This is a genomic window from Paenibacillus sp. J22P169, assembly GCF_059691995.1.
Window position 1 is genome coordinate 2,173,169 of record NZ_JCAUAO010000001.1, and the last position, 12,587, is coordinate 2,185,755.

General features: G+C 46.2%; 11 protein-coding genes. All 11 read right to left on the bottom strand.

Features of this window, described 5'->3' with window-relative positions; all coding sequences use genetic code 11:
• Positions 1-63 precede the first annotated feature (63 nt).
• The 11 genes from AC58QG_RS10205 to AC58QG_RS10255 all read right to left on the bottom strand — a co-directional run bounded on the left by AC58QG_RS10205 (position 64) and on the right by AC58QG_RS10255 (position 12,579).
• Positions 64-936 (bottom strand): carbohydrate ABC transporter permease, encoded by an 873-nt coding sequence (locus AC58QG_RS10205; RefSeq protein ID WP_497361937.1) that lies wholly within the window; start codon positions 934-936, stop codon positions 64-66.
• A 107-nt stretch (positions 937-1,043) separates the two neighbouring features.
• Positions 1,044-2,432 (bottom strand): ABC transporter substrate-binding protein, encoded by a 1,389-nt coding sequence (locus AC58QG_RS10210; protein WP_497361938.1) that lies wholly within the window; start codon positions 2,430-2,432, stop codon positions 1,044-1,046.
• Between the two features lie 173 nt (positions 2,433-2,605).
• Positions 2,606-3,373: an MgtC/SapB family protein gene (locus AC58QG_RS10215; protein ID WP_497361939.1), complete on the bottom strand. Its 768-nt coding sequence runs from the start codon at positions 3,371-3,373 to the stop codon at positions 2,606-2,608.
• A gap of 17 nt (positions 3,374-3,390) precedes the next feature.
• A complete protein-coding gene (locus tag AC58QG_RS10220; RefSeq protein WP_497361940.1) occupies positions 3,391-4,392 on the bottom strand; it encodes a CehA/McbA family metallohydrolase in 1,002 nt (333 codons plus the stop codon).
• Positions 4,389-4,856, bottom strand: coding sequence for a hypothetical protein (locus tag AC58QG_RS10225; protein ID WP_497361941.1), 468 nt, complete (start codon positions 4,854-4,856; stop codon positions 4,389-4,391). Before AC58QG_RS10225 ends, AC58QG_RS10220 begins: the two co-directional genes overlap by 4 nt.
• 61 nt (positions 4,857-4,917) lie before the next feature.
• Positions 4,918-5,850 carry an aldo/keto reductase gene (locus tag AC58QG_RS10230; protein ID WP_497361942.1) on the bottom strand — a complete coding sequence of 311 codons (933 nt, stop codon included), beginning with the start codon at positions 5,848-5,850 and terminating at the stop codon, positions 4,918-4,920.
• Positions 5,851-5,945: 95 nt separating this feature from the next.
• Positions 5,946-6,824, bottom strand: a complete 879-nt coding sequence (gene iolE / locus AC58QG_RS10235; protein WP_497361943.1) for a myo-inosose-2 dehydratase — start codon at positions 6,822-6,824, stop codon at positions 5,946-5,948.
• A gap of 21 nt (positions 6,825-6,845) precedes the next feature.
• Positions 6,846-9,539 carry a DUF5054 domain-containing protein gene (locus tag AC58QG_RS10240; protein ID WP_497361944.1) on the bottom strand — a complete coding sequence of 898 codons (2,694 nt, stop codon included), beginning with the start codon at positions 9,537-9,539 and terminating at the stop codon, positions 6,846-6,848.
• A gap of 26 nt (positions 9,540-9,565) precedes the next feature.
• The gene (locus tag AC58QG_RS10245) at positions 9,566-10,849 is read right to left on the bottom strand and encodes a CehA/McbA family metallohydrolase (protein ID WP_497361945.1); all 1,284 of its coding nucleotides are present in this window, start codon (positions 10,847-10,849) and stop codon (positions 9,566-9,568) included.
• A 26-nt stretch (positions 10,850-10,875) separates the two neighbouring features.
• Positions 10,876-11,670 (bottom strand): endonuclease/exonuclease/phosphatase family protein, encoded by a 795-nt coding sequence (locus tag AC58QG_RS10250; RefSeq protein ID WP_497361946.1) that lies wholly within the window; start codon positions 11,668-11,670, stop codon positions 10,876-10,878.
• Positions 11,671-11,691: 21 nt separating this feature from the next.
• Positions 11,692-12,579, bottom strand: coding sequence for a carbohydrate ABC transporter permease (locus AC58QG_RS10255; protein ID WP_497361947.1), 888 nt, complete (start codon positions 12,577-12,579; stop codon positions 11,692-11,694).
• Positions 12,580-12,587 lie beyond the last annotated feature (8 nt).

A 12,587-nucleotide genomic window follows, 5' to 3' on the forward strand; every position in this document is an offset into this window, starting at 1 on the left:
TCACGTCCCCTTTTTAGTTAACAAGCGTGTATACTTTCCCTTTCTTAAATAGACGATATGAAGCTAGCCCTTGACGGAACCGAGCATAACGCCTTTTGCAAAATGCTTTTGTAGAAACGGATAAACGAGCAGGATCGGCAGCGTAGCAACCAAAATCGCCGCCATTTGAATCGTCTCGGGCGGTGGCGGGTTCTCAACCATCGCGAGATCCATTCCCGTTAACGCTTTGGAATCGCTTTGTACAACAAGTTGACGTAAGATAACCTGAATTGGCCAATAAAAAGGATTGTTTATGTAGAGGATGCCTGTGAAGTAGTTGTTCCAATGGGTGACTGCGTAGAATAAGCAAAATGCGGCTAAAGCTGGCTTAGAAAGAGGTAATACGATTTTGCGGAAGATCGTCAGATCATTTGCCCCATCGATGACGGCCGCTTCATTCAACTCATTCGGAATGTTGAGAAAAAACTGACGCACCACAATGAGATTAAACGGGGCGATTGCGACTGGCAAAATTAACGCCCATATCGAGTCTAAAAGTCCTGTTGCCTTCACGACAAGATACGTTGGAATAATACCCGCTGAGAACAATAAAGTGATAAGGATAAGCAACAGCATCACCTTTTGCCCATAAATGTTTCTTGTTAACGCATAGGCAAATGTGCAGGTAAATAATAAATTGACTGCTGTTCCAATAATGGTTACGAGAATCGTGATCCACATGGCATGAACAAAGGTACTGGAACCTAATATATAGCGATATGCATCCGCTACCCATACACGTGGAAAGAGCAGCACCTCACTGTGCAAATATTGTTCCAGTGTCGTGAATGAAACCGAGAAGATGTAGACAAACGGAAATAACATCGTCACCGAGATCACAACCAGCAGCCAAACATTCATCCAGTCGAAGAGTCGGCTCGACATCGGACGTCTCATGTAATCCCCCTTTCCGATTTACATGTAATTTATATTCTTGTTGTTATTATATAAATTACAGGACTTCATCTGCATTGTCAACAACAAAATAAATTGGATATAAACTGCTAATCACGTTTTGATGTAAGAATGTCCGTCAATCGCTGATTTAACGTTGTCTCATCTTCCAACATGGACCAATTGAGCTGTGCAGCCTCCATGATCTTATCCAGCTTCTCCGATGACAGCCCCATCTCTTTGAGCGAGGTATACGTAGGCACAATATCCCGATACATCGTATATCGGCTGAAGGCCATATCAGCCCCCTCTAATTCTGCTGCGCTGCGAAGGGCAGGAATGCTTGTTGTACGCAGCCTTAATCCGATTTGAGATTCATACGATGTGAAAAATTGTGCAAGCAGCGCGGCCTCATCTTTATTCTGCGAACGATTCGAAATCGCTATTCCGAGCGTAATCAGCAGTGTCTTTGCTTCTTTCCCACGTGGGATTGGTGCGATATCAAAGTCTATACCTTGCAGGTTCAGCAATCGATTGAGATGAAAGTACGATGTAATAATCATGGAAAGCTTTCCTTGCGCGAATAAGGCTTCTGGTGTTAGCGGCAAAGGTGCATTAGCTAAGAAATGCGGAAACAACATCGGACCATCCAAGACACGTCGATATTCGTTAAGTCCATCTTTGATTTGGTCAACACACTGTGGAATGGATCCTTCATTGCCACGAGGCGCTTCAACGCCATTTTGCATCAGAAATAAAGGCCAGCGGTTGCGCGATCTTGTATAGAAATAGAAGCCATATTTCGTATTCGGCTGCGTCAGAAGCTTCGCGTGCTCCGCAAGATCGGACCACGTCCAACTTGAATCTGGCATAGCAAGCGACATCTCTCGAAAGTGGGATTTATTATAGCAAAGCACAAGCGGTGAAAATGAAAACGGCGAAGCATACAAGTGTTCATCTTGGCTAAAGCTTTGTGCTAACATACGATATTGACCTTCTAGTGGGGGAGTAGGTGCAAAATAAGCTGCTGCATCTTGTTCCGCGGTTAAGCTGTAGAAGACAGAATCGCTCAATAGCGCAACATCGACTTGCCCCTCCTGCAATCCTGAGCGCAGAAAGGATGTGTAGTCGCCGCCGCTTTCAGCAATTCGCCCAATTTCTATATGGGGATATCGCGCCTCAAATTGATCAAGCAGTGTGGAGATTTGAACCGACTCTTCCAAGTCAGCTGGATAAGCAAATCGGATATGGCATTTTTGCTGTTTAAACTGTTCGATGACCTGATTGCCGACAGAAGGTATTTTCGTGATATACCCTTCCTCCACCAGGGTTTGCAGCCCTTTACGAACAGAAAGATTGCTCAAATCGAACTTTCTAGACAAATCTATTTCACTGGGCAAAAAATCACCAGATTGCAGAGTACCCTGAATAATTTCTTTGCGAAGTGTGCCTACCATCTCATTTAATCGCTCTCTAAATGACTTACGTCCCTTAACCACGATGATCTTCCTCCCTCGCACCAATTTACATCCAATTTAAATTTATGATTTATTGTGTATTATTTTACCATGTTCGTTATTAGATGTACATCAGTGGCTGACAACAAAAAAACAGAGCCCGTTAACTCACGGCCCTCTGTTGTTGTTGTGTTTAAAAATTAATAACTAGTATGTTACTGCATACTCACCGTTTTTATCACTGGTTTCATTTGAAGTCCATCCAACCATGGAGAATCAGCTGACAGTACGTATTCGGATCGATGAATTTCATCCAGCGCGGCAAGGAGCTTTCCTTTCTCCGGTGCCTTCATCGTGAAACAGAGCTGCATCGTAGGCTTCTCGAGGCTATTTCCTGTCATCTCAACATCAGGGATCATTTTCATCTTCATGATTTGAATGCCTTGATCCCCTAACGCGGATGCGATCTTCCCGAGTACACCTGGATGATCCAGCACCTTAACGGTAATCTCATGGACACGGCGGTTTCTGAGCAAGTGTTTCTCCCATTTGTTCAATAATAGCAAACTAACTAAAGCTAAGAAGGTGCACAACACAGCTACGAAGAAAAATCCTGCTCCAACACATAGCCCAACTGCAGCAACAACCCACACAGAGGCAGCAGTGGTGAGTCCGCTGACTACGGAACCATTCCGTAAAATGGCTCCCGCTCCAAGAAAGCCAATACCGCTTATGACTTGTGCTGCTAGCCTTGCTGGATCAGCACGCACATTGGGTTCATTGACGAATTCCGAAAACCCATAAATGGATAGAAGCATGATCGTAGTAGAACCTAAACAAACCAAAATATGTGTTCGAAACCCGGCAGCATGGTTACTCCATTCCCGCTCTAAACCAATTAATCCACCCAGTACTGTAGCAACCAACATCCGAATCAATAGATCTAGATGAGAAATATGCCAAACACTATGAATATCCGCCATAATCTTCCCTTCCTCCCTCAATCATTGAAATAAATCGGGTTTGTAAACCCAATCATGGTATGGACATGATGGAACGTCCCGAACATTTCAGCTCTCATCCAGCTAACGCCATCCAAGTCAAGCGATAGCACTTTTTCCTGATCTGTTTCCGACAGTTCACACACCGCGATTTCACCTTTGTTGCTGTTCAATCGCAACGTCATTGAAGTGTCCATTAGCTCCCATTGGCCCTTCCGCGCAGTAAAATTGACTCCGATCACGACCTCTAAACGGATGGATGAGTTCGCTTCTCTACTTACCGAGCCTCCGATTCCTGCAATCGTATCTCCTCCCAATTCACGGATGGTTAGAAGGGGAAGTGGTCCCATAGAGACAGCGATCTCCCCGCTGCGCAGGGCGTTTATGACACCCAGTTCCGCCCCTTCATCCGAGTCCAATTGCAGATACGTAGCACACACGGGTTCTTTCACAGGATCTTTGACATGCCAATCCCTTCCGCTTGTAGCGGAGATCCTAATCCCGCGATTCAGTAAATCGGTCCATAGGGCAAATGCCCGAATGTTATTCTTTTGAATCGAAGGGAATAAGCCTGACCAAACCTCGATGTAGTCAACCTGACCCCAATCGGAAATTTCAAACTCCCAAAAACAACCGGTGCACATGGGGCTTCCGACACGGAAGGGATGAGCAATGCCTACGACACCGCCTTGGCAATGAACACCTTCAATTCCCCGGGAAATATGAAAGGGACTTAACTGCCGCCAATCTACATAGTCACAAATGCCCAGCGTAACCATATGACCAAAAAACGTCGTCCATTCCAACCCTTGAATAATGTCAATGCCAATGTGCTCCTGAACTTGAACTCGTTCAGAGAGCCCTGTCATCGTATTGTGGTCGGTTAAAGCGAAGCCGGCAAATCCAAGTGTCTTTGCGGCCTCTGCTAATTCAAGAAGCGACTGTTTTCCATCACTATGATAGGTATGCGTATGAAGCTCATAGGGTAGCCAGTGTCTCATTCACTTTGTCCCCCTTCTTCAATTCGCAATCTGTAACGGACTTGCTCAGATACAACGCAATGAAGACTTATCGTCACTCGGAATTGCCCCCGTGGAAGCTGTCCTGGTATTAACCCTGGAGAGGCTTCTTCTCTAGCAATCTTAAGCGTTTGGACGGGGTCGTGCCGGTGCCCAGCACCGCGAAAGCCATTTTCATCATCGATGGAAAGGGTTAGTAAATTCTGTAAAGGCAAGTAAGCTCTCCAATTATGCTGACTTGCTTCTACATGTTCCGGCAGCATATAGCTTCGAAGACCTTCATCGATCAAAGCTTTGGCTTTCATCTCATCTTCCAACGTCTTAGGCTCATAGGCAAAATCCACAACCAATTCATCTACGGGAGCATGGAGATGCAAGGTGTAGGTGATGTGGCTTTTCGAGCAGCTTGGCGTTACAACCCCTTCAGCAGAAAATAGTGTATTCACAATATGGTTCCCCTTCCTACTGTTTTTCTCGGCTGGTTGTGGGAGCGAATCTCCCTCTCCCTTACCTATGACCATTTTCGAGCCAATTTACTTCTTGCTCGGACAATACAATATCTACGGCTGCTCGATTTGCATACAGTTCCTCTAAGGAATGGGCAGCAACTATCGCACAAGTAGGGAATGGTTGATTCGTTACATAAGCTAATGAAATTTGGGCCAAAGTTACCCCTTTGTCTTCCGCCAATTGTTTGGCTCGATCCAGTCGTTGCCAATTGGACTCATTGTAATAGACACGAACCATCTCTTCGTTATCGCGATTGTCTGGGGTGAAACGCCCCGTCAAGAAGCCGGCAGCCAACGATGACCAAGAAAATAACGGCGTGTTGGTCAGCTGATGCCATGCGCAAGTTGCTTCATCGGCTGAGACGCAACCTGGCCATCGCGGCATATTCGGTTTGGCTAAACTTAAATTCGTGCTGCTAAAAGTAAAGCCCATCAGTCCGTTTCGCGCAGCATAGTCATTAGCTAACTGGATTCGCTGATGCGTCCAATTGGATGCACCGATTGCACGGATTTTCCCGCCCTGAATATGTTCATTCAAGATATCAATGATAGGTTCCACAGCTACTTCAGGATCGTCACGATGCAGAGCATAGAAATCGATATAATCGGTTTGTAACCTTTGTAAACTATCAGTTAGGTCACTTGTAATCGCTTCGGCATTCACTCGAGGTCCATTCTCATCATGATGCGCCCCCTTCGTCAGGATATGCATCCGGTCGCGATTACCTCTCGCTTGCATCCAAAGACCGATGGATTTCTCGCTTTCACCAGCTCGATAGCCATGCGCAGTATCCACCACATTCCCGCCAACCTCAACATAAGCATCGAGCAGGTTGTCGACTTGCTGTTGTATCGAAGGCTGAAAATAATCTGAACCCAGAATCATTTGAGAAACTGCTGACGAAAATCCTGGTAGGGATAATTGTTTCATTTGTATATACTCCTTCATTCGATTCGAATCTTGATTTCACTTATGTGAAACAGTGCCCCTGGATGCATGAAGCGCCAGGGGCAAGGTAGGCCAAGTTATTCGGTTAGTGATTTCAAATAGTCCCTTGCTTTTTCGGCGTAATACAAAGGGTTCGCAATCTCTGGATTTTGTTCAGCTTCAACAATGATCCAGCCTTCGTAATTGCGTTTCTTCAACGCTTCAAAAATAGTTTTAAAGTCAATACAACCATCCCCAGGCACTGTAAACACGCCTCTTCGCACACCTTCGCGGAAACGATAGCCATCCTTGAGATGCTGTTCCAACACAGCCTCACGTACGTCTTTTAAATGGATGTAAGCGATCCGATCATAGTACGTTTGCAAAATATACAGCGGATCGCAGCCACCATAGTAAGCGTGACCGGTATCGTACAACAAATGAACCAATGTGGGATCCGTCATTTCCATTAAGCGAGCAATTTCTTCGTTGGTTTCAACGACGGTTTCACCGTGGAAATGGTACACAAGCTTCATGCCATTGTCTTTGCAATACTGGCCAGCTTTATGTAACCCTTCTACCATATATCCCCACTGCGCATCCGTTAAGGGAGTGATATGGATCTTGTTATTAGCAAGATCCTCCGTCTTATTGCTAGATTCGCATGTCACGACGTGCTTGCAGCCCATAGCTTTCAGGAAGTCTGCATGCGCACGAAACGCTTCCATCTCCTCCTCATGTCGAGCAGGATCACTAAAGTGAACCGATCTCCACTGTGAGGTGAGAACCATCTCTTTACTTGCTAATAGCTGTTTGAGCGCGTCGACATCACGTGGGAATTTGCGGCAAAACTCCGTACCTTCGAATCCGAGACTCGCCATTTCGGTCAGCACTTGCTCAGCCGTATAGTGATTTCCATATTCTTTGATGTCTTCATTAACCCAATTAATGGCGGAAATGCCGTATTGAACCTTCACTTCGATAACCTCCTAAACGTCCTAACAAATGCGAAGCGTATGCACCTCAAAAGGCTTGGAAGGTAGGATGACTTGCTTAACTCCTCTTTCGTTGCCTGCTTCTGTAAATGAAAGCTCACACTGCGTATATTCCAACAAATCGGTCTGGAACACATGAGAGATCGATGCTGGAAGAGTGATGACAAGCTCTCTCGTGGTCCCCGTCCAGTCACGTAATCTCAGCACACATCCATCTCCATTCTCAGCAGGTTTGAAGCAAGTTACCGCAGCACCCACCAAACCTTCTGGCAGTACATCCATCACCTGCGGCTCTGCCGACACGTTGCTTTCAGCAACGGTGACTGCGACAGCTGAGCTTAACGTCTCTTCCGCTTGTTTCCAAACTTCGGCATCAGACCAGCTGCCAGCGTGAGGGATGAGCCGGTAACGATAGCGTAAATCTCCTCCGGTCCACTGCGGGAAATTCGTTCCCCACATATTGTTAAACAAATTGAAGTGAAGCTCCGGCTTCTCGGGTTTATATTGATGTTCAAAATCCCACATGCCATTCTTTCCAATATAGAATAGTGGTGAGTCCAGCGGAACGATACTCATTCCGACTTCACCCTTGCCATCCGTCACATCGACAAAGTATTCGCAGCAGTTAAGCAGCGTGCTCGAAGATGGCACAAGATCACGAATCGGATCGATGACGGTTCCCATCTTATTAATCCGATACTGGGCTTGATTCAATTGGAGAGGGAAGACGAAGCTGCCTGATTCGGCCTTTGGTGTCTCTTCCTTATCCTTCAATTGCAGCTCGATATCCAGATAAGGGGAATCTGCATGCAAGCTGACCGACCAACTGATCTTGCCAGCATTCCCATATTCGTTAAGAGATTCACGATCCCCAAACGTTAGACATTCAATTCGCATGGAATTGTCTTCTTGGACAAGGTTCAACTCAGGCGCTGCTGTCGTAAAGGACACCCTTTTTTGTTGCTCCGGGTACCCGGTTTTCCCGAAATCATGGATTCCCCAGTCGTAGAAACGGTAAGCATATTTCTTGATAAAAGCCGTAATCTCACTGCTGGCGTATACATCATACGCATATTGAGCGAAACCGAATTCCGCTTCCTTATCGACGAATTCCTTCTGCAAACGTTTATCCCAGATACTTTGAATCCATCCTGTTTTTCTGGAAATCTTAACGAGCAGATACGGATTTTCGATAATCGCTTCCTCTTCTGTCATATAACCGCGCAATGGGCTATCGACAGCTGACTCCTCGGACTGCGTAGTCGCAACTGAAGCTGCAGCCACTTCTTTGGAACTTGCTGTAATGGCTAATGTCTTATAGCCAAGAGCTGGCAGCCCTGTCACGTCAGCCCACGTACCTTTGTCATCCGTATGCAGCTTCACAGGCTCTCCTGATTCACAATCGATCAGCGTTTCGTGAGCCTCTGGCAGCTGATCCTTCGGCAATAACACACGTGCATCCCGTTTCCAACCGAGATCATTATAGACTCGATAGGCAGCTGGTTTTCCTTTTTCGCTAACAAGCTGAATCGCTGTTTCAAGGGCTGCTTCCGCCGTGTTCAAATAGTCGCGTTGCTCCTGCCAGGAATGCTCCATCTGTTTGTAGCGATCGCTTTCCTTATCCTGCAGAAACTCTTTTTTCTCATATCGTCTTGGGAACAGGAACGTTTTGCAGTCCATCCCCCACGTATGTTCACCGAAGTGAAGGGCGTATTCATAGCTCAAATCAATTTGCTTCTTCGCAAGGGTAGCATCGAATGTTGCGTCCCCACTCAGCTTCGCTACTGCCAGCGCGCTTTCTGCAGCTGTAATCTTGCTTCGCAGCTCCCTCACACGAGAAACTTCACGTGGCGCCGTGCCGACACCGTGAATCCAAGAATCCGCCATATCGCCACGAATCACAGGCAGATCGGGATTTCGCGCGAGGAAATCTTCTGCAAAGTCTGTCAAACTGCCGATGTGTAGTTCGGCATTAAGACCGCTCTCTGCGATCGATTGCTTCATTTCTTGAATATAAGAAGGGTCGTGTGGACCATGATTATCGCTCGTTTGAATCATCGCTAGCCAGACAGGATGTTCCCATTCCTCTGGGGGAAGAATTCCTGTTCCATAGGAACCCTTCGAATAAAACGTTAACAACCGTTCGCCATCTGGTCCTTCCCAGAAAAAGACGGGAGGCACATCTGGCGGTGTGGATGCCGGGTTACAGCCCAGATGCAAAATTTTCACACCAGCCTTAGCTAGTAAGGATGGTACGGACCATGTGTGGCCAGGAACATCTGTCATTTTGGCATCCCTAGGTTTATAGCCATATTGCTCTGACAAATTGCGAGACACATACATCCCGCGAATCCATTCCTCCAACCCGCAAAACTCCGTATGTGTCGTATAAGGTAGCATGTGCCAGATCAATTGACGGTTCTCCAAAAACGCGAGCGCCTTCTCACGGTCCTCCGCCCTACTTCCATCCAACGATTGCTCGAGCGGCCAGGCCGACATCGTCCACACATATTTTTCGTGCTCCGCATTCGGAGCCGTCTTTTCACAAATATCAATCACATCTTTTAACATTTCTGTCCGATATCGCTGTACAACATCAGACACCCAGCCCGTAAAACCGATATCGAAATGAGTTTTAAACACAACGTAAATTTTCTCAAGCTTTTGCGCCATCGTCTGAACTCCTTTACCCGACATGATCTGTCTAATTGTCTCTGTATTCCTTATTTATCAAAATAAATAGGGTTCGTTAACGCAGCCATTAACGTCATGTCGACCTCTTGGAAATGCCGCCAAACTTCCGCACGTACAAATGTTGTGCCCTGCGCGTCGATTTGAATTGCAAGAACGCCGTCTGCCGATACTTCAACTTCCTTCTCCAAGCCCCGATTACTAATTAATTTCACCGTATCCCCGATTTTCAGATCCTCGGCTTGGAAAGAAACTACGCCGTTTGAATCCCCAGCTGGAACAATGTCTCCAACCATATAGGCACCGCAATTCAGCTGTAAGTAAGGTCCTTCAGGCGCATATGAAATGCAAACATGACCCAAGTCGATCGCACTCAAAATGCCATCCACCGATTTCTCAGAAGCGTATACCCATGTACATGGCATGGCATGCTTCACATAGGGATCCGGGCGATGTGTATCACTGCCTCCAACGGCAACCAGTCTTCTACCCAAGACGAGTTGATCATGCCACCATTGCAGTGCTCTCGCATTCCGATCTGCAAATGGCCCATTCCACACTTCTACCCAATCATGATCGACATTGAAATCCCATTCCCACGGACAAAATTCACAGTGAGGATGATTGATGACGATTTTGGCGCCATTTGCGCGAGCTTCGGCCATCTTAACCTCGACATCTTCCTGCCCTTTCACTCGGAAATCAAGGATGGGATCAGGGACACCTAGAAAATTGCTATGTCCGAAGTTCGTAGTAAACTCCATGCCAGGTATCATAAGCACATTCGTATTTCGTGGATAAGTCAGGTTCTGGCTAACCGTATTGTGATCGGTCATGGCGATGAAATCGCAGCCGAGTTCCTCCATAATTGCTGCGTTTTCCTCAAGTGTAAACGTACCATCACTATTCACGCTGTGTGTGTGCAGATCACCCTTAAGCCATCGAGGCGTTTTAAACAGAAATTCGATGGTAACGTGAACCGAACAACCTTCGCTCGGTACCTTGTAGGCGTTATGCAATACCGCCCAGTTGCCTGGCGTTAAGTCGCCTGACAAATAGCCAGGCGTAGCCTTTTCTAGACCAACTTGAAACTGTTTGCGCGCGCCTCCACTCCACCCTCTCACTCTCCCTGCATCCCTCAGACCCAGGTCGATGACTGCTCTCTGCGCACCGTGCGATTCAATCGTATACGATACCAGTAACTCCTCAACGTGCTCAGGCATTTCAAAAGGTACTTCGATATAAGCGCTTTGCTCTGAATGAGCAATTTGGCGCGTAATTGTCATAACTGAACGGTTTCTATCTTCAGGTTTCATCGCTTATCTCCTTGATTGGCGCCGCATTAGGATAGGCGCAAAGATGCAATAATAGGGTAATGATCAGAAGGGTAGCCCCCCTCAATTTGCCTTCTATCGACGATCGTTTCCAACAGTTCTACTTCAGGTGATACGAATATATAGTCAATGGGTTCTTCATCTGCACCACCATTGAAATCATGCGCAGTTCGACCTATAGGTCCTTCTAGAAGTGAATAAGCGTCTTTCAACCAACCTTTTGGTCCTTCTTCCCTAGACTCCCCGCTTAAATAACGGATAGTAGGATTGCTCGGATGACTATTCATGTCTCCCATCAGAATAACCGGCAATGGTTGGATAGACTGATGCGTGGCGATGTAATCCCAAATCACCTTCACACCGTTTTCTCTTGCTTCTTGGCTGCGGTGATCCAGATGCGTATTGTAGACAACAAATGCTTTATTGCTGTTCTTGTCTTTGAATCGAATCCAAGTACACATTCTTGGGAACATGCTGTCCCAGCATTTCGTTGCGACAACTTCTGGTGTATCGGATAGCCAGAAATGTCCCTCTTCCAGAACTTCAACTTGATCATTTTTATAGAAAATAGCATTATGCTCATCCTCATGCTCCCCAAACCGACCTGTGCCAATCCAATTGTAGGCCGGCAGCTCTTCATGAAGCTCCTTCAGCATGTCATAATAGCCTTCTTGTGTGCCGAAAAGAAGGGGATCGTGTTCTTGGATGGTTTGAGAAACACGCTTAACGCGATAAGGCCACGCATTGTCCCCATCCTTCGGCTCGTTATATCGTAAGTTGAAAGTCATGACCTTCCATGTCATCTCATTGCACCTCTTTTGTAGTTATTCTTTGACAGATCCTAGCATGATTCCATGGATAAAGTACTTTTGCAGGAATGGATAAATAATCAGAATCGGCACCATAGATACGACGATCTTGGCCGCATTGAGTGTTTTATCTGAAACCTTCATTAATAATTCCAATTTGGAGGAATCAAGCTCCAACATCGCGTTCTGACTAACAACTAGCTGCTGAATATACGTTTGCAGCGGATAATATTCCGCGCTGCGCATAAAGATCATTCCGTCAAAGAAAGCATTCCAATGACCAACAATACTGAATAACGTAACAGTTGCCATAGCGGGCAATGAAAGCGGCAGATAGACTCGAATCATCATATACCATGGGCCTGCTCCATCCATGTAACCCGCTTCGCTGAGCTCCTTCGGCAAGTTTCTAAAGAAGTTCATTAACAAAATAACGTTAAACACGGGGACTGCACCTGGCAGCACAAGCGCCCAGATTGTATTGAACATCCCTAAGGACTTAATTGTTAAATATAATGGGATAATGCCACCTGTAAATAGCATCGTGAATAACATAAACCACATATACACAGTCCGATGCGGGAATTCCTTGTTGCTTCTTGATAAAGGGTAGGCCATCATGACAGTCAATATGAAATTAATGCCACCGCCGAGCAACACCCGTTTGACAGAGACCAGAAAGGCATTGAAAAAGTGCGGCTCTTCCAAAATTTTACGATAAGATTCCAAAGTAAAGCCAACAGGCCAAAACTTAACGAGGCCGCCTGCCGCTGCTGCGTTATCGCTAAACGAGACAGAGAATACGTGTACAACAGGCGCAAGCGACATGAACGAGATGAGAAGCATAACTAAGATGAGAATGGCTTCGGCTACCTGAGCGGATATTGTTTTATTTCGTACCATAAGTATTC